Source organism: Stappia sp. 28M-7, from assembly GCF_014252955.1.
Lineage (GTDB): Bacteria > Pseudomonadota > Alphaproteobacteria > Rhizobiales > Stappiaceae > Stappia.
The window spans coordinates 1,620,408-1,640,719 of record NZ_JACMIA010000001.1; the positions used below are offsets into that span (position 1 = coordinate 1,620,408).

The following is a 20,312-nucleotide window of genomic DNA, read 5'->3' on the forward strand; positions in this document are numbered from 1 at the left end:
GGAGAGCGTGCAGGATCGCCGTCGCCCGCATCACAGGGCGATGGAGGGCGTGCTCGACCTGCCGATGGAGCCGGGCGAGGCCCGCAAGGCGGGGCTTCTGCTGGCCGCCACCGAGCTCTATGTCGCCCGCCAGGGGCATGACACCTCGCAGCGCCGCATCTTCGCCGAGCTTTTCCGCCAGCTGCTGCCCGAGACCCCGGCCGAGCATCGCCTGACCATCGCGCATCTGCTTGCCGCGGCGCCCGAGGCGCCGTCCGAATGCCTCAGCCTGCTGACCGCGGATCCCGACAGCGAGATCGCCGCGGCGGCGCTGGCCGGCGAGACCGCCTTGCCCGAAACCGATCTGATCGCCCGTGCTGCCAGCGGCGATACCGCCGTGCACCGGGCCATTGCCGCGCGCTCGCAGATGCCGGCGAGCGTTGCCGGCGTCCTGCTGCGCCATGCCGATGCGCCGACGCTGAAGGTGCTGCTCGCCCGTCCCGACTGCCCGCCGGACGAGCATGTTCTGGAGCTGCTGTCAGCACGCGAGGACATGTTGCGCGCATTGGCGGCCGACCTTGCGCGTCGCCATGCTCTGCCCGCGCCGCTGCTCTTTGCCCTGTTTCTGGATCTCGACAGCGCCGGCCGGATGGAGGCGATCGCGGCGGCGGAAGCACGCGCGCTTGCCGAGCTCGCCCGTCGCGGCGACCCGAAGCTGCTCAACGTCGCCTTCAAGCCCGCCGTGCTGGAAGCGCTTGTCGAGGCGGCGCTCTCCGGCGGCCTTGCCGTTTTTGCAGCTCGGCTCGCCCATGCGCTCGCGCTGCCGGCGGAAACCGCCGCCCGCATCGTCGACGACCCCGGCGGGGAGGCCCTGGTGCTGGCGTTGCGCGCGCTTGGCACCGGCGACAGCGAAAGCGGCCGCATCCTGGTGCGGGTGCTCGGCCAGACCGCCGCGCTGGAGCATTTGCGCGGCCTCGTCGCCCTGCATGACCGTGTTACCCCGCGTGCCGCGATGATGGTGATGGAGGGGCTGCATGCCGGCCCGGCCGCCACCGTGGAACAGCTGGTAGCAGCCCGCGAGGAGGCGCCGCGCGCCGCGCTCTCCCGGGGGCGCGCTGCCGGTCTCGCATCGCCCTATGGCGGTCTGTCCCATGCCGAGCGCCGCGATGGACAAGGCGGCAGGCCGATCGCCCCGTCTGCCTCTCCCCTGGCGTCCCCCTCGCGCCGCGATGCCGGTTGAGGCAGGCGAGCCTCGTAAAAAATCCCGTGCGTCTGGGCCGGGGCACAAGAAACTGTTACATGCGCCTGCTATGGCCCCTGTTCGCCCGCTCGCGACGAACGGGACATCACGCCATTCACGGGGTTTCGCATGATCAAGACCAAGCTGCTCGCAGCCCTCATGACGGTTTCGCTCGCAACGCCGGCCTTCGCCGAGTTGTCCGGCAAGCTGGTGCTGTACACGTCCCAGCCCAATGCCGATGCGCAGCAGACGGTCGACGCCTTCAAGGCCAAGCATCCCGGCCTCGAGATCGAGTGGGTTCGCGATGGCACGTCCAAGGTGATGGCCAAGCTCCAGGCCGAGTTCGCCGCCGGCGAGCCGCAGCCGGACCTGCTGCTGATCGCCGACACGGTGACCATGGAGAGCCTGAAGAAGGAAGGCCGCCTGCTCGCCCACGAGGGCGCGGACGTCTCCGCCTACGATCCGGCGATCATGGACAAGGACCGCACCTACTTCTCCACCAAGCTGATCACCACCGGCATCGTCTACAACACCGGAGCCTCGATGGTTCCCGCATCCTACAAGGACCTGTTGAAGCCGGAGGCCAAGGACAGCTTCGCAATGCCCTCGCCGCTGACCTCGGGCGCGGCGACCATCCACATGGTTTCGGTGACCAGCCATCCGGATCTCGGCTGGGCCTTCTACGAGGGACTGGCGGACCAGGGCGCGCTTGCCCAGGGCGGCAATGGCGGCGTCTACAAGGCGGTTGCCGGCGGTGAGAAGCTCTACGGCTTCCTGGTCGACTTCATGGCGATCCGCGGCGCGGCGGAAGGTGCGCCGGTGGCCTTCGTGTTCCCGGAAGAGGGCGTGTCCGCCGTCACCGAGCCGGTCGCGATCCTCAAGACCGCGAAGAATGTCGAGGCTGCCAAGGCCTTCGTCGATTTCCTCATCTCGGAAGAGGGCCAGGCCCTTGCCGCCTCGCAGGGCTACCTGCCGGCGCATCCGGGCGTGCCCGCGCCGGAGGGCTTCCCCTCCCGCGACAAGATCAAGCTGCTGAACTTCGATCCGGCTGCCGCGCTCGAGGGCGATGCCGCCAACAAGATGAAGTTCGAAGAGATCTTCGGCGGGTAATCCAGGCTTGCGCAGGTCGTCCGCCTTCACGATTCCCGGCGGCGAGGGGCTCTCCCTCGCCGCCGTTGCCTTTCTGGTCACGCTGCTGTGCGGCGTGCCGCTGGCGTTGCTCTTTGCCATCGGCCTGACGGGTGAGGGCGGGTTGTCGCTCGGCCCGCTTGCCGACACGCTCGCCTCGCGCTCCGTGCAGCGGGCGCTGTGGAACTCGCTGGAAAGCAGCTTTCTCTCCGCCTGCCTTGCCACCGTGCTCGGCACCGTGCTGGCGCTGGCCCTCGGCCTGACCAACGTGCGGGCCAAGGCACCTCTCGTCTTCCTTATCCTGCTGCCGATGATGATCCCGCCGCATGTGACGGCGATCGCCTGGAGCCAGGCGCTGGGACCCGCATCCCCGGTGCTGCAGGCGCTGGGGCTGGCGCCGGCGGCTGGCGCGCCGCATCCGGTCTACTCGCTGACGGGCCTCGTGGCGCTGCTTTCCTTCCAGCACATGCCCATCGTCTTCCTGGTGGTGCGGGCGGGCCTGCGCGCCTTCCCGCGCGAACTCAGCGATGCCGCCCGCGTCTCCGGTGCCCGTACCCCGCGGCTGTTGTGGCGCATCACACTGCCGTTGCTCGCGCCCTCGCTTTTGGCCGGATTTGTCCTCGCCTTCGTCAGCGCGCTCGGCAATTTCGGCATCAACGCGCTGATCGGCATTCCCGCCCGCTACACCACGCTGCCGGTGCTGATCTGGCGCCGGCTCGCCGGCTACGGCCCCTCGGTGATCGGCGATGTCGCGCTCATCTCCATGCTGCTCGGCATCGTCACCCTCGGTCTGGTCGCTATCCAGGTCCTGCTGCAGCGGCGCATGCGCAACGCGCTCGTCGGATTGCCGCAACAGCCGCTGGCCGTTGATCTCGGCCGTGCCCGTCTTCCCGTCGAGGCCTCCGTCTGGATGCTGCTGGCGGCCACCTTGTTGCTGCCGGCGCTCTCGCTCTTTGCCACCTCGTTGATGCGCACCTACGGCCTGCCGCTGGTCGCAAGCAGCCTGACGCTGGAGAATTACGCCGAGATCCTGTTCCGTCAGGCGGTAACGCTGCGCGCCTTCGCCAACTCGACGGTGGCGGCCGCGCTGGCGGCGCTCCTGATCGCCGGTCTGTCGATTGTGCTCGGCTATTTCCTGGCCATGCGCCGCGGCATGGCGCGCCGGCTGGCCGGACTGGTCGCTGCCCAGGCCGATGTCGCCTATGCGGTGCCGGGCCTCGTCATGTCCATCGCCTTCATCCTGATGTTCCTGCGCCCGCTGCCGGTGCTCGGCGTCAGCCTTTACGGCACAATGGCGATCATCCTGCTCGCCTATGTGGCGGTGTTCCTGGCCATCGGGCTGAACTCGGTGATGGCCGCCTACATGCAGGTGGATGCCAGCCTCGACGATGCGGCGCGCGTTTCGGGTGCCGGCTTCTTCCGCCGCCTGGCGCGGGTGCATGCGCCGCTGGTCGCCCCGGCTGCCGCCTCCGGTGCGATCCTCGTCTTCCTCACCTCCTACAACGAGGTGACGGTCTCCGCGCTCTTGTGGTCGAGCGGCAACGAGACCATCGGCACGACGATCTTCAACTACGAGGATGGCGGCTACACGACGCTTGCCGCCGCCATGTCGAGCGTCACCGTGGTGGCGACCGTGCTGGTGATGCTGGCGGTCAACGCGCTCGCCCGCCATGTGCCGGCAGGCGCCATTCCCTGGAAGGACTGAGGCGGGACTATCGTGGCGGCAGCGAGCCGCGCGCCTGCGCTTCGGCAAGAGCTGCACCGAGCGCACGGGCTTGCCGCAAGGCCAGAAGCCGGTTCGGGTCATGGGCCCAGGAGCCGGCAAGGCCGAGCTGGCGCTCCGCCGCTGCTGCCCGCTCCAGCCAGCGGATCTGTTCGGTGGGAGATATCCCCGCCGGCACGCCGAGCCGCCCCGTCACCCTCGCATGGATATCGCAAAGCGGGATATCCCCATCGCTGCGGCTAGCTGTATATTTCGTCCCCATCGGCCCCGCTCTCGTCGTTCGCAAGCCAGTATGCGGTCGGCGGGCAGGGGTGGGGATAGAGTTCGGGGGCAGGGGCCGGCGCTCAGTCCGGGGCAACGTCCCAGAAGGTGCGGCCGTTGCGCTCCTCGATCTCGACCACCCAGATATCGGGATCCATGCGCCGCTCGGAGGCAAGCCGCGCCTCGACCTTTTCCCGCTCCGCGCGCTCGGCCAGGCGCTCGAACAGCCGGTCGCCGACGGGCGCGTCCATGAACAGGCTTTGCGGGGCAGGGCCGTAGAGATCGCAGGTGCCGTCGCGCCGGTCGACCACCAGATAGATGGCGCCGGCTTCCTCCGCGCCCCTGGAGACCACGCCGGCCCAGGCGTTCTCGCCGAAGCAGCGACGGATCAGGGCCGAGACCCAGAAACCGGAAGTCAGGCGCATGGCAGTCCTTTCACAGGCGCAGCCGGGCGGTCAGCCCGGCCCGCCCTGGCCTTACAGCGGCCGGCCGAGCACCTTTTCCACCTCCTGCTCGACCATCGGGCCGAGCGCGCCGGTGATGGCGAGGCCCCGGTCGAGCTCGAACCGGCGGATGGCATTGGCGGTCTGTTCGCCGGCGAATCCGTCGACGCTGATCGGACCATAGCCCATTTCCGACAGCGCCGCCTGCAGGCGGGCGATGCGGGCGCGGTCGCCCGACAGCGCGCCGGCGCCGACCGAGGCGGGCGGCACGGGGCCTGTGGTTGCCGGTGCCGAGACGGTCTGCGCGCGCGGCGCAGACGGGGCCGGCATCGGCGGCGTGACCCGGGTGGTGCGCACCGACCCGGTCGTCGGGTTCGAGGCCTGGGAGGCGGCCGGCGCGGAACGACCGGATGACGAGTGACCCGGCGCCGTTTCCGGCGGCAGCGGAGGAAGCGGCGGCAGGTTGTCCACGGCCCCGCCGGTATCCATGGCAAGGCGCGCCAGCAGCGCGGTATCGATATCGCCGGTCTCGGCAAGGCCGCGCGCACGCTGGTAGGCGCGCACGCCGCGTTCCGTCGCCGGGCCGTTCAGCCCGTCGAGCAGGCCGCCATACATGCCAAGGCGCCGCAGCTCCATTTGCACGTCGCGCACCAGCCGCTGCCGCTCCAGCTGCGCCTCGGTGACGACCGGTGCGGCCGGCGCGCTGACAGGCGCATCGCGGGTCGCGAACAGCGGCGCCGGGTGACGGCCAGACTGGAAGGCGAGGGCATTGGCGACGATGAGACCGCCGGTCAGCGCCATGACCAGCCAGCCGCCGGTTGCGACCGGATTGTCGAGCGCCACCGCACCGAGGCCCTGCGAGGCCGGACGCGCGGGAGGCAGCGGTTCGTGCCGTCGTCCACGCCGGGCGGCGGGAGCGGGCTGGTTTCGGGGCGAACGGCTCATTCTCTCAGTCTTCTTCCTGGCGCTCATGCGCTGCGCTTGATGTCATGTCCCGTGCTGCGGACGGCCTCCCCCCGGGGCGCCGCAAGTCTTTGCGAAAGTGTCGGCCGCGGGGCGGGGGCCCCGGTGTCCGTGGCCAGCGTGGGCAGGGCGATGCTGACGCAGGTGCCTTCTCCCTCGCGGCTGTCCAGCGTCATGCGGCCGCCGCTCAAGGTGGTCAAGCCCTTGACCACGGCAAGGCCGAGGCCTGCGCCATCATGCAGCCGGGCGAGGCCGGCGCTTGCCTGCACGAAAGGCTCGGTGATCCGCTCGTGGTCGGCGGGTGCGATGCCGATGCCGCTGTCGCGCACGCCGAAGACGAAGCCCTGCGGCTCGCTGCGGGCGAACAGCACGACGCGGCCGCCCTCCGGCGTGAACTTCAGCGCATTCGACAGCAGATTCAATGCGATCTGGCGGCAGGCGCGCGGGTCGGCACTGACCTCGCCGAGCGTCAACGGCAGGTCGGACGACAGCCGCAGGCCGAGACGCGCGGCCTCTGGCTCCATCATCCGGCGGCAGCTGTCGAGGCAGGTCCGCAGGTCGAAGCGCTCGGCGACGAGATCGTAATGCCCGGTCTCGATCCGCGCCATGTTGAGCATGTCGTTGACCAGCTGCAGCAGATGGCTGCCCGATTGGTGGATCGTGCCGGCATAGTCGCGCACCCGCTGCGGCTCGGTGGCGGCGCCGTTCGGGGTATCCGCCCGCAGAATGTCGGAGAACCCAAGGATCGCGTTGAGCGGCGTCCGCAATTCGTGGCTGACGGTGGCCAGGAACCGGGAGTGGGCCTCGCGGGCCTTGCCGGCCTCGGCGAGCGCGGTGTCGCGCTCGTTGGCGAGCGTCGTCTCGGCCGTGACGTCGCGCAGGACGCTGAACACGTCCCCGCCGCCGTCCGGCGCCGGATGCACGGTCAGCTCGGCAACGACATAGGCGGGCCGTCCGGCCTCGCCCGGCTGGTTGATGCCCCGGCGCAGACGCAGGCGCAAGCTTTGGACCGCCCCTTCCGAGGCAGCGTCGCTGAGGGCCTTGAGATAGGCGGGGCGGTCGCCGACATGGACGCGGGCGAACAGTCCGTCGCCGGCCAATTCCCGCGTGGCGGCGGCCGGATGGCCGAGCGCAAGGATGCGCGCGGCGGCCTCGTTCGCCTCCTCGACGCGCCCGCCGGTGCCGTGCCGCAGCACGGCTTCGCCGGTCAGTCGTGCGGCAAGCTCGGTGCGCACCTCGCGCAGGACAAGTTCGCTCTCGCGCCGGCGGGTGGCCGCTCCGACGCGCAGTGCCAGCAGGGCTGCGTGAAGCACGGCGAGCGTTGCCGCTAGCAGGGAAACGGGCAGGAAACCGCCGATCGGGGCAGCGGCAGCGGGCATCGCCAATCCGGCGAGCGAGGGGCCGATGGCCATGGCCAGCGTCACGGCGGCGACGAGGGCAATGCCGCGCCGGCGGCCGGCCAGCGCGGCTTCGACGGGGGCGAGCACGAGCAGGGGCAGCACCGGCGATTCGCTGCCGCCCGTCAGCGCGGCGAGCACGCCGAAGCTCACCGCGAAGAGCAGCGCCGAGGCGATCTGTCCCCGGGCAAGCTGCCCCGTGCGCGAGACATACATGGCCAGCGGCAGGTGCGCCGTCAGCCAGCCGAGAATCAGGGCAACTGCAAGGGTGGTGATTCCGTTGAAGGCGAGCATGAGCGGCAGCAGGGCGAGCGCCAGCGCGCCGCAGGCGAGATGGCCGCGGATGAAGGCGCCGTGGCTGGCGCGGGCGGCCGCTTCATGGGCCGCATCCGGGTGAACCAGGGTATCGACATGGCTTGCCGCAAGCCTCAGCCGATCCTGCAATGCTGGCATCATTCTTGTCTTTCCGGCGCGCGGCCGTTCGCTCGACGTGTCTTGCCTTGATGGTCACAGGAACGGCTTAAGGAACCATGAAACCTCAAGTTTTCGCGGTGGAGCGGCAGGGCCGGACGGCCCGCCAGAGGCCCCTTGGAAAATCGATAAAATTTGAGACAAATTTTGCGAAAACTCGTCTCGAACTTGCCGAAAATTGAGACGGGCGACTCAACCCGGCGTTGGAGGATGCGTGCTACATTGCGGGCATAACGGATCCGGCGACCGCATGTCGGCGACCGGCCCCGAAGCAGAAATGACAGCCAAGGGCGGCAACCATGTTCTTTCTTCTCAGATGCGCATTCTGGATCGCGCTCGTGCTGCTGATCTTGCCGATCGACACCGGCGAGGACGGCAAGGAGAGCGCCGGCATCAACCCCGTGACCGCGTTCTTCGCGGCCCAGTCGACGATCAGCGACCTGTCGGGCTTCTGCGAGCGCAATCCGCAGACCTGCGAAACCGGCGGCCAGGCGATCTCGCAGATCGGCGCCAAGGCCAAGGTCAGCGCGCGGATGATCTACGAATACCTCGACGAGAACGGCGAACTGACCACCGGCACGACCGGCACGCTGACCGCGACCGACCTGGAGCCGGTCTGGAGCCTGCCGGGTGGCGCGCCTGCGACCACCGGTACGGCCGGCAGCCCGGCGACCGCCGAAGCCGCAGCGCCCGCACCCGTTCAGCAGCGCTCGGCCCAGGTTGCGCCGATCCCGGCGCCCGGCCATGGCCCGGTCCCGCTGCCCCGTCCCAAGGGCGCGGACCGTCCGGTCTGATCCGAAGCTCTTTCCCGGCGACCCTCTCTGGCAGGGGACCCGCCGACGACGACCCAGGGCCCGGCGACCCGTTTCGCCGGCCGTCAATCCCCGGTCCGGCGGGAGCGCCCGCCGCCTGGGATTGCCGCAAGCCTTTTGACGTTTTGCGCAAACTGAAGGCGGACCCTACCGCCGCCCGCGGGTGAACTGCTGCCCTGTTCGCCCGCGGGCTTTTCTTTGTCTTTTGCCCTTTGCCCGAAACGTCGCTGCTCCGCCCGGTTTCCATCTCCGGCCCGGCGGACTATATAGCGGGTCACGAAAGTCCGACCCGCTCCGCGCTCCGTTCAAAGACCGCCCAAAGACCAATGGCTGCCCATGATCCCGCCGCTCGACGACATTCTTGAGAACTTCGACTTCCTCGAAGACTGGGACGACCGCTACCGCTATGTGATCGAACTGGGGCGGATGCTGCCGGAGTTTCCCGAGGAGGAGCGCACCGACGCCAACAAGGTGCGCGGCTGCGCCTCGCAGGTCTGGCTGGTGAAGTCGGTGGAACAGGGCGAGGACGGCGCGCCCCTTCTGGTGTTCCAGGGCGACAGCGACGCCCATATCGTCAAGGGGCTGGTCGCCATCGTGCTCGCCACCTATTCCGGGCGCAGCGCGGCGGAGATCGCCAAGACCGATATCGACGAGATCTTTTCGCGCATCGGCCTCAAGGAGCACCTGTCGGCGCAGCGGGCGAACGGCCTGAAGTCGATGGTCGAGCGCATCCGCGCGGACGCCCGCGCAGCGCTTGCCGAGGCCTGAGGCGGGCCGTTTTCTGACATCCGCCACCGTTGTGCCTCTCCGGTCCCGGGTCGCGGCTGCGCCTTGCCCGGGATGACGCGGGGAGGGGGCGGTGCAAGGGGGCTGAACGGTGAGCACGCCGGCCGAGCCCCACCCTCCGATGTCGTCCCGGTTTCGGCGAAGCCGAAGACCGGGATCCAGTAACCCCAAGGGTCGCGCGGCTCGAGCCGTGACGCTGCCACAGGATCGCCGGGGAACTGTCGGCTTCGCGCCATCGCGTGCTCCGGCGGATACTGGATACCTGCCTTCGCAGGTATGACAGGGATGTGGGAGGCGATGCCGTCCCGCCTCACACCCGCTCAAGTTCCCAATGGGCCCCGGATCTCGCGATTCTCGTCCGGGGTGACGTCCTGAGAAAGTGAGGCATCCCGTGCGCGGAGGGACGGTCGCAAGGCGACAAGGGGCGAAGCTCAGGGCGCCGGCTCAGCCGTAGCCGTAGTGGCGGGCGAGCCGCGTCAGCCCGAGCAGCAAGACCACCTTGGCGGAGCGCGGCGGCCAGCGCCGCTCCCGCTCGACTTGCTCCAGCCCCTTGAGCTCGCAGCACACGTCGATCAGCACGCCGGCAAGCTCCGGCCCGACTTCCCGCATCGCCCGTTCAAGACGCTCGCGCGCGGCCAGCGTGGTGTCGGTCAGCTCGACAAGGCCGCCGCGCGGATCGCGTCCGCCGCTGCCGCCGGCGCCGCTCCCCAGTGCCGACCAGGCCATGCCGCGCAGTCCCGGAACGATGGCGCCGTAGGTGTGATCGGCGCGCAGCCGCTCGCCGGCCGCGAACTGCCCGTCGTCCAGGATCGGCTCGCCGCTGCGCGCGCGCCGCCGGCGCAGCCAGGCGAGCGGGCTTTCCGCGTGATTGACGGTGACGATCTCGTCGCCCGCCCCGGCAATGGCGATGCGGCGGGTGCCGGTCTCCCGGTGCTGGGCGGCGAAATCCTCCTCGCCTGCGGCAAGGCGCCTGAGCCGGGCACGGCCGGCCTGCGACAGGACGAGCCGGCCGGCACTGCCCCGTTCCACCAGCCCGGCGGCAAAGGCGGCGCGCAGCTGCGCCGGATCGACGGTGAGCGAGGTGGGGCAGGAGGGGGACGTCGGAGCGGAAGAGACGGGGGAGCGGGAAGTCGCGGGAGAGCCGGGCGGTGGCGGTGTGGGAGGGGCGGAGCCGCCCTTTCGGAGGTTCGCGGGGCCGGGCAGGGGCGTGAGCTGCAGGGCGCCGTTCGGGCCGTCCTGCGGGCGCCAGGCGTGTGCGGCGGCAAGGCGGACGAGCAGGCGGTCGAGCGCGCGGCGGGAAGCGGCCATCTCAGGCAGCCGCCCGGCTGCGCGGCAGGGCCGCAAGACCCGCCTGAAGCGCGGTCTCCAGCCCGCCGATCATCGCGTCGAAGTCCGGCTCGTCGCGCCGGTCCTCGACCAGACGGCAGGCATGGGCGACAGTGGTGCGATCACGTCCGAACTCGCGGGCAATGTCGGTCAGCGTGCGCTCGAGGATGACATGATGCAGATACATGGCAATCTGACGGGCCAGGGCAACATGGGCCCGGCCGCGACTGGGCTGGGACAGGTCGGCTTCCTCCACCTCGAAGACCGACAGGACACAGGCGGTGACGAGTAACCCCGCCCCCCGCACCGGACGAGACCGAGGGGCCGCGGGCACACCGACGGTCAGGCCGCCGAGGTGTGAAACTCCGGACAATCCAGTCATTTCTGCCTCCACTTATCAATTTTAGGTTTATATTCCTATATCTTTACGGGAAAAATACCCGTCCGGGGATAAGTGCGGTTGTGTTGTCGTTTTTTGCGCGAAGCGTGCGGATCTTGCGCGAGCGCGGGAGGGGAGAGAGGGGCGCAAAGTGGCGCCCTGCCGCCGGCGCAGCATGTCGGGCGCCGGCGCGCTATCCACGGGCCGCGTGCGGGAAAGGAAAGGCGGGTGTGGTCGGCTGTGCGCCGGCCTATTTGCCGAGCAGGCGCTTTGCTTCCGGCACGGCGAAGTCGAGCAGGACCTTGATGGAGGTCTGCCAGCTCTCGGGATCGTTGTAGCGGCCGGCGAAGGAGGCGACGACGAGGCCGGGATCGGGCTGCACGGTCAGCCGCTGGCCGCCATTGCCGACCGCGACGGCGATGGTGCGATCCGGCGAGCCGGCGAGATACCAGAGATAGCCGTAGCGCGTGACCTCGTTGACCGTTGCCCTCGGCTCGAACGACCGGGCGAGCCAGTCGCGCGGGACGATCTGCTGCCCCTCATGGACGCCGTGATCGGCCACCAGCTGCCCGATGCGTGCAAGGTCCGGCAGCGTCAGCCGCAGGCCGGAGGCAGCCGAGGGCTCGCCATCGGCGCCCGCGATCCATTCGAAGGTCTCGATGCCGAGCGGCGCGAACAGTTTCTCGGCGGCGTAGCGGTCCAGCGGCAGGCCGGTGCCGGTCTCGATCAGCTTTCCCAGCAAGGCGACGGCGCCGCCGCTGTAGATCCACGTCTCGCCGGGCGCCTCGCGGATGGGCTGTTCCAGGATGAAGCGGTAGCGGTCCGGCGCGTTTTCCATCGCGATCTCGCTGTTGCGCGGGTCGCTGTAGGGCAGGTCCTCGTTCCACTCCGTGCCCATCTGCATCGACAGGGCATGCCGTACCAGAATGAGCTCGCGGCCCGGCTGTGCCAGGAGGTCGGGATATTGCGGGAACTGGGCGTAAAGCGGCGCATCGGGCTCCGGAACCTTGCCCTCGGCAAGGGCGATCCCGTAGAGCAGGCCGACCACCGATTTTGTGACGGAGCGCAGGTCGTGCAGCGAGGCGGCAGAGTGGTCCTGCAGGCCCTGCGGCAGGCCCCAGCGCTCGTCCTCGCCGGGAAAATAGACCTCGGCCAAGCGCTTGCCCTGAAAGTCGACGATCGCGCCGTGCAGGCCGGGCAGCTCGCCGGCCGCAAAGCTCTTGCGGAGCTGTTCGTTCAGCGATTGCGCATCAACGGGAAGCATGGTGCCGATCCAAAGGAGCGAGGCCGCGCACAGGCGGACGGTGGTGGTCTTGAACATGCGGGGTCTCGATATCCGTTGAGGGATGCGGGTGCGCCTCAAAGCCCACGGCAGCTCGCCTGAGCCATTGCCGCCTCGATCCGCTCGCGCTGCAAGGGCGCACCGTCGAAGGCGCGCAACAGAGCGTAGCCGTGCGTGGCATCGGTCTCGATGACGATGAGGTCCTCCAGGCCCTCCGGCGGGTTCTCGCGCAGGACGCTGAGCTGCTCGGTGGTGAGCACCAGCACTTCCAGCCGGCCGCCGGCACCGGAGGTGCGGTCGTTGAGGCTGTAGATCGCCCGCCCGCCCGCGTCGAACAGGGCGAAGGACCAGAAGGGGGGCGGCAGTGCCGCCTCGATCTTCAACGGGCCCTGGCCGAGATCGAACCGGCAGGCGGCATGGATCATCATCGGGTCGAGCATCGGCAGCGGCTCGGCGCCCGGCTCCACGGCCGGCAGGCGGTTGAACACCCCGTCCGGCCCGAAGGCGGCCACCCGCGCATAGGCGCTTTCCGGCACCTGGCCGGGCACGCCGAGCACGATGGCGATATGGATGATGCCGCCGAGAAACAGCCCGGCCAGCGTCAGCAGCAGCACGCGCACCACGACCATGCCGTCGGGCGCCCGCAGCGCGAAGCGGAACGGGGTCTTGCGGGAGCGCGCGCTCATCGGCACTGCCCCCTGCGGATCTCCGGCATCGGCACGTTGGCGACGCCCGTGCCGGTGGTCAGCGGTGTGTCGTAGAGGCGCAGCGCCAGCACCAGCCCGCGCGCCGTGTCCGAGGTCGGCAGCCAGTTGCCCGGCCGGGCGCGGGCGGCGGCGGTGATGGTGAACTCGCCGTTCGGGCGGCGCAGCAGGTGACGGCTGTCGACGCCGCTGCGCGGCGAGCCGTCGGCGACCAGCCGCAACTCGCTGTCGAGCGCAACCATGGTCCACAGCCGGGCCGGCGCGGCCTGGCCGGAAATCTCGTAGTCGCAACGCGGCGACAGCGCGTTGCCGGCGCTGTCGGTCTCGGCGAGGAACATCAGCCCCTCGCCGCTGGCCAGCGGCACGCGCCCCGTGCGGGCGTGAGTGGCGGTGGAATAGGGATCGGCCTCGCGGGTGCCCTGGCGCGGGCGGGCCTCCCACACGCCGAGCTGCAGCGCGCCGAAGGCCGGCGCCCGCTCCACCGCCAGATAGGCGGTGGAAAAGCCGGTGACCATGGCGATGGCCAGGACAATGGCGAGATCCAGCGCGAGGCTGCGCCGGCGCCGCCGCAGGATGGAGGGGACGCGATCGGGCCGCAGGCCGTCGGTCTCGGGATCGTGAAGCAGGGCGAGTGTCACCGGGCGACGGGCTCCGCCTGTCCGGGCAGCTGAAGCGGAGCGGGCGCCTCCGCCCGCTTGCCGATGGCATCCAGCCGCGCGCCGATCTCCTGCAACACGGCGATGGACTGCACGCGCAGGAGGCGCGGCCGGTCGGAGCCGGCGCCCTCGGCCACCGGAATCGCCCCGTCCTCGCGGGCCGGGCGGTCGACGCCGGGCATCGGCCGCAGCTCTATGCCCTTGTGCGCATAATCCATGATCGTCTGCCAGGCCATCGCCGGCAGGCTGCCGCCGGTCATCCGGGCGGTGGAGGTGAAGTCGTCATTGCCGAACCACACGGCCGCCGCGTAGTTGCCGGTGTAGCCGACGAACCAGGCATCGCGATAGGCCTGGGTGGTGCCGGTCTTGCCGGCGGCGGTGACGCCCTCCACCCGGGCGCGCCGGCCGGTGCCGTTCTCCACCACGTTGACCAACACGTCGTTCATCTCGGCGGCCTTTTCCTCCGGGAAGATGCGCTCGGGCGGGGCCCGGTCGTTGGCCTGTTCGTAGATGATGTCGCCGGCGGAATTGCGCACCTCGAGGATCGCGGTCGGGACCACCTTGAGCCCGCCGCTGGCGAAGCTGCCATAGGCGGCGGCCATGTCCAGCACCTTCACCTCGGCAACGCCGAGCGGCAACGGCCGGGTGATCTTGATCTCGGTGGTGATGCCCATCGCCTTGGCATAGTCGACGATCTTGTCGCGGCCGATGGCCTGGGCCAGGCGCACCGGCACGGTGTTGATCGACTTGGTCAGCGCGGTCTTCAGCGTCACCGGGCCGGCATAGCCGCGCGAATAGTTGCGCGGGCTCCAGCCGCCGATGGAAATCGGCGCGTCCGGCACCACGGAGGCGGGCGAGTAGCCGTTCATGAAGGCGGCGATGTAGACGAAGGGCTTGAACGAGGAGCCGGGCTGGCGCACCGCGTCGACCGCGCGGTTGAACTGGCTCTCGCCGTAGTCGCGCCCGCCGACCATGGCGCGCACGGCCCCGGTTTCCGGCACGACGACGGCGACGGCACCCTCGCGCACCCGGTAGCGCTCGCCATGCTGGCGCAGGTTCTCCAGAATGGCGCGCTCCGCCTGGCGCTGCAGGCCGGGATCAAGCGAAGTGCGCACCGTGACGATGCGGTCGTTGGCGAGCGCGGGATGGGTGCGCGCCAGCTCCTTCACCTCGTTGAACGCATAGTCGAGGAAGTGGTCCGGCGAGCGGTCCTTGCTGCGGTCGATGGCGACGGCCGGATTGCGCCGGGCGCCGATCACTTGGCCCTCGGTCATGAACCCGGCCTGGACCATGTTGGTCAGCACGTCGTTGGCGCGGGCGCGCGCCGCCGGCAGGTTGATATGCGGGGCGTATTTGGTCGGCGCCTTGAACAGGCCCGCGAGCATGGCCGATTCCGCAAGGCTGAGCTCGCGCACGTTCTTGCCGAAATAGAACTCGGACGCGGCGGCGACGCCGAACGTGCCGCCGCCCATATAGGCGCGGTCGAGATAGAGCTTGAGGATCTCGCGCTTGGACAGGTTCATCTCCAGCCACAGCGCCAGGAAGGCCTCGTTGATCTTGCGCTCCAGCGTGCGCTCGTTCGACAGGAACAGGTTCTTGGCCAGCTGCTGGGTGATCGAGGAGCCGCCCTGCACGACGGTGCGCGCGCGCATGTTCTCCACGATGGCCCGCATCGTGCCCATCACGTCGATGCCGAAATGGTAGAAGAAGCGCCGGTCCTCGGTCGCCAGCGCCGCCTTGATCAGGTGGTCGGGGATCTCCTCCAGCGGCACCGTGTCGTTGAGCAGGATGCCGCGCTTGCCGATCTCGTTGCCGAAGCGGTCGAGGAAGGTGACGGAGAAGTCCTCGGTGGTGCGCCAGTCGGCGCGCTCGGTCTGCTGGAAGGCGTCCTGGGCGAGCGCCAGCATCAGGATCAGGCCGAGCAGGCCGAAGGTCACGCCGTCGGAGGCAAGCTCGGCGGCGACACGACCCGCGCCGCGGGCGCGGAACCGGCGCAGCCAGGCCGAATAGCCCTCGACCCCGGCGCGCAGGCCCGAAAACGACCGCCACAGCGCGGTGTCGACCCAGGCGTCGACCGACAGCATGGCCGAGCGCAGGCGCGCGCCGAACGGGCGCCGCCCCGATGGCTGCTCCCCGGCCGGCTGCCCGGAGACGGGCGCGGGCTGCGGGCTGTCCTGCGGGTCGGCATCGCCGGATCGCTGGTTCACCTTGGTCATCCGTTCTGCTATGGCCGTGGACAGGCTCCCGCTGCGGGAGCGATCCGGCGCGTTTCGTTTTACCCCCGATCCGCCGGGCCTTTCAAGGATGTGCCGGTGACAGAGCGATCACGAAAGCCAGAGGATGGCCCGCAGGGCGAGGATGCGCTCGCGGCGGGCGAGCCGTTCTGGAAGGGCAGGCGGCTCGACGAGCTGAACCCGGCCGAGTGGGAGGCCCTGTGCGACGGCTGCGGGCGCTGCTGCCTCAACAAGCTGGAGGACTGGGACACCGGCGAGATCGTCTGGACCTCGCTCGCCTGCACCCTGCTCGACGGCGAAAGCTGCCGCTGCTCGGACTACGACAACCGCTTCGCCACCGTGCCCGACTGCCTGCAGCTCACCGCCGAGCTGGTGCCGACGCTCTCCTGGCTGCCGCCGACCTGTGCCTACCGGCTGGTGGCGGAAGGGCGCGACCTCTACTGGTGGCACCCGCTGGTCTCCGGCGACCCGGAAACGGTGCATGCCGCCGGCATCTCGGTGCGCGGGCAGACCTTTCCCGAAGACGGCATCCCGCTGGAAGACTACGAGAACTTCCTCGCCGACTGGCCGGGCGAGAACCCGATGGACGAGACGGTGCGCGTGGGGTTTGTTAAGTGAGGGGGCGGAATGGCTGCTGCTGCTGATTATCCTATTTGCGGAGGCAAGGTCTCGGTTGGTTAAGTGTGGGAGGTCGGCGCCCATCAACGCGCTTTTTCCAATTCCTCGCGGAGTAGGATTTTCGTTGGAAAAAGCCATACTGCGCTAGTGTGAACGGTTGGACGATGCTTTTCTGGGGCCGCTGTTATATTATTTTGATCTTTAGAAATTAGGCGCCGCTTGCCACGACAGGCAAACCGCCCACAAACGGTGGGAGCCCTTCTGGGCACCATCTAATCAGGTTCTTTAGGTTCTCTACGACCATTGGATCATTCTTGTGATCCTCATACCACTTGCGCGCCGCACCTATCATCGCTTGGCAGAATAGCTCCAAGTCGAACATGGCAGCTCTCTTGTCCTCTACAACGAGGGTAAGCGCATGAATATGCCCGCGAGACTCTGGTACTGTGAAAATAACGTGTGTGTTATCGAAGTATGCATGGCCTCGTAGATCTGCGCGATGAACCAAGCCGCCTCTCAGTTGATAGCATGATGTCCCATCAAGACCCAATGATTGTTCCGTCGTATATCGATTAATAAATTCGATATAATGGTTTTTTTTCACAAAATCAGATTTATTGAGCGTCAAGCCCATACAGATATCAGGTATCGTCAGGGCTACTAGAAGAGCAGGGTAATACAGCTTCACTTTGATCGCCTGCTGTATATCCCGAACGATCCTCTCCAGTGGGGAGCTTGGATCGTATGGCACCACAATCCATGCCCAACACAAGCCCTGGGTGAGAAAGCCAGTCCAAGCGGTCGAGTACTTCATCTTCGGGTCTAGGGAATTGTGGATCATTACATCACTCTCAGTGAAAGTTGCCCATTTTCGAGTAACTTAATAATACCGGCTGATGCTCAGAGTATTCGCAATGCCATCGGGTTTGGTAACCTTTAGAGTCGACATGAGGATTTTCCTAGAATCGCTGGATGTCAGCTCGTCAGAGGACAAACCCTACCTGCATTCGAAGCCGATGACGCAAGTTGTTTAATTGGGAAAAAATCTTTGACACCGTAACGGTGGTCGGGTGAATTTAGGCATGACTGCACAGTTGCGGCCTGGCGATGGTGGCGGACCGATTGGTTCGGCCGCCATTTGTGTTTCTGGCGGGTGTCGCTCCGGCCTCTCCTTTGCGTCTTCCCGGGCAAGCGCAAGCGCGACCCGGGACCGGGGAGGCAGGGTGTTTGCCCCTTTTGTCTGAGCGCTGCCGCGAGGCTATCGGCTCTCCGATCCCGGCTCTTCGGCCGGGATGACGAGGGGAGAGGGCGGCGCGCCGTCGCTGCCTCTGCTCACCCCCCTTTGTCGGCTGCGCCGACATCTCCCCCTCATCTCTTCTTCTTGGGGGGAAAGAATGGCGCCTGGGGCTCGGTCCGGGTGTCCTCGCTGCCGCTCTGGAAGCCAATAGGCCCCGGCGCGCGCTTCGCACGGCCGAGGGGAGGCAAGCGCCCTACGTCCCGCCCCGGTCGGGGCTGCCATTGGCTCCCGGGTCGCGGCTTTGCCTGCGCCCCGGACGACGGCCTGTGAGGCAAGGGAGGAACGGAGCGGGTGCAATGATCCGCGCCATCAGACAACTTTCCGCAGCGTGAATTTAAAAGTGTTCACAAGGCCTTGGCTCTTGTGGGGAGACACGGAACCGTCACACGGCTGAGATGTGTCCCTGAAATGAGACGGGCTCACGCAAGTCCGCGAGAGGTCTCCCGATGACATCCTTCACCCGTCGCTATTTCCTGTCTTCCGCCGCGAGCCTTGGCGCGCTGGTCGCCCTGTCGCCGGTGCTGGTGCGCCGCGCCGATGCCACGCCCGGAGCGGGCGAGCTGCAGATGGTCGCCGTCACGCCCAATCCCGCCGGTGCTGCCGAGCGCGTCTTCCTGCTCAAGGGCGATCCGCTCGCCGGTCCGGTGACCACCATCGTGGCGCAGGACGGCGCTCCGGTGCCCGAGCGCCGGCTCGCCGACGGCGAGCGCCATGTGCTGCGGCTGATGCATTTCAACGATATGCACAACCACATGACCGACATGCACGCGAAGCGCGGCGACACCCACCGCATGGCGCAGATGGTCAAGCGGGTGAAGGAGGCGCGGGCCAGCGCCGCCGCCAACGAAACCGTGCTGCTGCTGTCGGGGGGCGATGACCACACCGGCTCGATCTTCGACGAACTGCTGGGCTGGACCGAGGCGGACTACGTGGTTGACGCGGGCTACCGGGCGGCGTCGGCCGCCGGCGTCGACATCGCCGTGCTCGGCAATCACGAGTTCGACCGGGGGGCGGCCCAGCTCAGGCTCGGCATCGAGCGCGACGCCGCCTTCCCGGTGCTCTCGGCCAACGTGGCGGACTCGGCCCACCTCGCGCGCGACCGCGACTATGTGCCTGCCGCCATCATCGAGGCCAACCGCCTGCGCGTCGGCGTGATCGGACTCACCACCAATATCGACATCCGCACCGGCACCAAGGCCGATCCGACCATGCGGGTGGCAAGCCCGGTCGAGGCGGCGACGAACCTCTACAGGGCGGTGGAGGCCGTGTCCGACGTGGTCGTGGTGCTCTCCCATTGCGGCTACGGCAAGGGCATGCACAAGTCGGGCAAGGCCGGCTCCCTGCGCGAGATCGGCGAGGGCGACTTCGCCATCGCCGAGGCGATCGGCCCGCTGGCCACCAAGCCGGTGGTGCTGGTCGGCGGCCACTCGCACACCGAGCTCAACACGGACGGCATCGACCCCAACAACATGGTCTCCGGCGTGCTGCTCACCCAGGCCAAGGCGAATGGCGCCTTCCTCGGCGAGATCGCCATGTCGATCGCCGCCGGCGAGGGGCGCGACAAGTGGTTCTCCAACGTGTCGCTGCACCCGGTGAAGAAGCGCGACGACACGGTGGCGGAAGGGGCGGACGGTTACGCCGCGCTTGAGCACGAGGGCGACTATGACGCGGGGTTCGAGGCCGAGGTGATGGCGCCGATGATCGCGGCCCTCGACGACAAGCTCGCCGAGGTGATCGGCGCGGTTGCCGCCGATGCGCCGGTCTCGACCAAGGAGACCCAGGCGACCCGCTACACGGGCGAGACCGCACTGGCCAACTTCATGAACGACACGCTGGTGCACCAGTCGGCGACCTTCCCCGGCGGGGCGGTCGACTTCGCCCTGTTCAACGCGACCGGGCTGGCGACGGGCATCGCCCCGGGCGAGCCGTTGAGCTTCCGCGCCTGGTTCGACGTCATGCCCTATGCGGACCAGGTCGAGATCGCGACCATGACGGGGGCCGAGATCCGCGACATGCTGATCTCCAACGCCAAGCGCCTGCTACGCCCGGACGAGGTGGCGGCGACGGATCTCTCCACCTTCGTCTCGCGCGGGCTGCTGCATTTCTCCTCCGGCATCCGCTACAAGGTGGAGCTGGGCGCAACGGCGGCCGACGCCCGCGCGGTCGACATCACGCTCGCCGGCAAGCCGGTGGAGGAGGTGCTCGACAAGCCCTTCCGCTTCGCCTTCAACACCTATGTGATGCTCGGCGCCTTCTCGGAGGCCTGGAACGGCAAGCCGATCGGCGGCGGCGTCGCCGGCGGGATCGCGACACCGGACCTGCGCAGGCTGCCCTTCGAGAACACCGGCCTTGTCTACCGCAACGAGCTCATCGCCGCGATCCGCGAGTTGGGCACGGTCACACGGGCAAGCGGCGCCGATCTCGACGGCCGGCTGGTGGTCGTCGGCTGACGGCACGGGCCTGACCGGACGCGCGAAAACCCCGCCGGGATCTCCGGCGGGGCACGTCTAGGAAAAAAATCCTTGACACCGTAACGGTGGTCGGGTAGGGTTCAGGCATGGTCACACAGTTGCGGCCTGGCGATGGCGGCGGACCGAGAGGTTCGGCCGCCAT

18 protein-coding genes are annotated in these 20,312 nt (G+C 68.6%); 7 read left to right on the forward strand and 11 right to left on the reverse strand.

The window, feature by feature from the left end:
• Window positions 1-7: 7 nt before the first annotated feature.
• The 3 genes from H7H34_RS07200 (at window position 8) to H7H34_RS07210 (ending at window position 4,052) form a co-directional block, all read left to right on the forward strand.
• Window positions 8-1,219, forward strand: a complete 1,212-nt coding sequence (locus tag H7H34_RS07200) for a DUF2336 domain-containing protein (protein WP_185924735.1) — start codon at window positions 8-10, stop codon at window positions 1,217-1,219.
• Between the two features lie 132 nt (window positions 1,220-1,351).
• Window positions 1,352-2,329 (forward strand): ABC transporter substrate-binding protein, encoded by a 978-nt coding sequence (locus H7H34_RS07205; RefSeq protein WP_371811451.1) that lies wholly within the window; start codon window positions 1,352-1,354, stop codon window positions 2,327-2,329.
• Window positions 2,330-2,336: 7 nt separating this feature from the next.
• Window positions 2,337-4,052, forward strand: coding sequence for an ABC transporter permease (locus H7H34_RS07210; RefSeq protein ID WP_209006171.1), 1,716 nt, complete (start codon window positions 2,337-2,339; stop codon window positions 4,050-4,052).
• 7 nt (window positions 4,053-4,059) lie between these two features.
• On the opposite strand, the gene H7H34_RS07215 is transcribed toward H7H34_RS07210, so the two are convergent.
• The 4 genes from H7H34_RS07215 to H7H34_RS07230 form a co-directional block, all read right to left on the reverse strand.
• Window positions 4,060-4,332 carry a hypothetical protein gene (locus H7H34_RS07215; protein WP_185924737.1) on the reverse strand — a complete coding sequence of 91 codons (273 nt, stop codon included), beginning with the start codon at window positions 4,330-4,332 and terminating at the stop codon, window positions 4,060-4,062.
• Window positions 4,333-4,414: 82 nt separating this feature from the next.
• Complete coding sequence (locus H7H34_RS07220) at window positions 4,415-4,756, reverse strand: DUF1491 family protein (protein WP_120269105.1); 342 nt, start codon at window positions 4,754-4,756, stop codon at window positions 4,415-4,417.
• A gap of 51 nt (window positions 4,757-4,807) precedes the next feature.
• Window positions 4,808-5,719 (reverse strand): peptidoglycan-binding domain-containing protein, encoded by a 912-nt coding sequence (locus tag H7H34_RS07225; RefSeq protein ID WP_208996701.1) that lies wholly within the window; start codon window positions 5,717-5,719, stop codon window positions 4,808-4,810.
• A gap of 23 nt (window positions 5,720-5,742) precedes the next feature.
• Complete coding sequence (locus H7H34_RS07230; RefSeq protein ID WP_185924738.1) at window positions 5,743-7,590, reverse strand: sensor histidine kinase; 1,848 nt, start codon at window positions 7,588-7,590, stop codon at window positions 5,743-5,745.
• A 314-nt stretch (window positions 7,591-7,904) separates the two neighbouring features.
• Between H7H34_RS07230 and H7H34_RS07235 the strand changes: the two genes are divergently transcribed.
• Both H7H34_RS07235 and H7H34_RS07240 read left to right on the forward strand, forming a co-directional pair.
• Entirely contained in the window at window positions 7,905-8,399 is a 495-nt protein-coding gene (locus H7H34_RS07235; protein WP_185924739.1) for a DUF5330 domain-containing protein, read from the forward strand.
• A gap of 354 nt (window positions 8,400-8,753) precedes the next feature.
• Window positions 8,754-9,185, forward strand: coding sequence for a SufE family protein (locus H7H34_RS07240; RefSeq protein WP_120269110.1), 432 nt, complete (start codon window positions 8,754-8,756; stop codon window positions 9,183-9,185).
• Window positions 9,186-9,647: 462 nt separating this feature from the next.
• On the opposite strand, the gene H7H34_RS07245 is transcribed toward H7H34_RS07240, so the two are convergent.
• The 6 genes from H7H34_RS07245 to H7H34_RS07270 all read right to left on the reverse strand — a co-directional run bounded on the left by H7H34_RS07245 (window position 9,648) and on the right by H7H34_RS07270 (window position 15,766).
• A complete protein-coding gene (locus H7H34_RS07245; RefSeq protein ID WP_185924740.1) occupies window positions 9,648-10,511 on the reverse strand; it encodes a DUF6456 domain-containing protein in 864 nt (287 codons plus the stop codon).
• Between the two features lies 1 nt (window position 10,512).
• Window positions 10,513-10,911, reverse strand: coding sequence for a helix-turn-helix domain-containing protein (locus H7H34_RS07250; RefSeq protein WP_120269112.1), 399 nt, complete (start codon window positions 10,909-10,911; stop codon window positions 10,513-10,515).
• A gap of 247 nt (window positions 10,912-11,158) precedes the next feature.
• Complete coding sequence (locus H7H34_RS07255; RefSeq protein ID WP_209006172.1) at window positions 11,159-12,229, reverse strand: serine hydrolase domain-containing protein; 1,071 nt, start codon at window positions 12,227-12,229, stop codon at window positions 11,159-11,161.
• Between the two features lie 38 nt (window positions 12,230-12,267).
• Window positions 12,268-12,876 carry a DUF1254 domain-containing protein gene (locus H7H34_RS07260; RefSeq protein WP_208996703.1) on the reverse strand — a complete coding sequence of 203 codons (609 nt, stop codon included), beginning with the start codon at window positions 12,874-12,876 and terminating at the stop codon, window positions 12,268-12,270.
• Window positions 12,873-13,532: a DUF1214 domain-containing protein gene (locus H7H34_RS23710; protein WP_120269113.1), complete on the reverse strand. Its 660-nt coding sequence runs from the start codon at window positions 13,530-13,532 to the stop codon at window positions 12,873-12,875. The genes H7H34_RS07260 and H7H34_RS23710 overlap by 4 nt, the downstream gene beginning before the upstream one ends.
• Window positions 13,529-15,766: a transglycosylase domain-containing protein gene (locus H7H34_RS07270; protein WP_120269114.1), complete on the reverse strand. Its 2,238-nt coding sequence runs from the start codon at window positions 15,764-15,766 to the stop codon at window positions 13,529-13,531. The genes H7H34_RS23710 and H7H34_RS07270 overlap by 4 nt, the downstream gene beginning before the upstream one ends.
• 96 nt (window positions 15,767-15,862) lie before the next feature.
• Here H7H34_RS07270 and H7H34_RS07275 point away from each other — a divergent pair, with 96 nt between their 5' ends.
• Window positions 15,863-16,402: a YcgN family cysteine cluster protein gene (locus tag H7H34_RS07275; RefSeq protein WP_185924741.1), complete on the forward strand. Its 540-nt coding sequence runs from the start codon at window positions 15,863-15,865 to the stop codon at window positions 16,400-16,402.
• A gap of 208 nt (window positions 16,403-16,610) precedes the next feature.
• On the opposite strand, the gene H7H34_RS07280 is transcribed toward H7H34_RS07275, so the two are convergent.
• Window positions 16,611-17,243 (reverse strand): hypothetical protein, encoded by a 633-nt coding sequence (locus H7H34_RS07280; RefSeq protein ID WP_185924742.1) that lies wholly within the window; start codon window positions 17,241-17,243, stop codon window positions 16,611-16,613.
• Between the two features lie 902 nt (window positions 17,244-18,145).
• Between H7H34_RS07280 and H7H34_RS07285 the strand changes: the two genes are divergently transcribed.
• A complete protein-coding gene (locus H7H34_RS07285) occupies window positions 18,146-20,149 on the forward strand; it encodes a bifunctional metallophosphatase/5'-nucleotidase (RefSeq protein ID WP_185924743.1) in 2,004 nt (667 codons plus the stop codon).
• The last annotated feature ends 163 nt before the right edge of the window (window positions 20,150-20,312 follow it).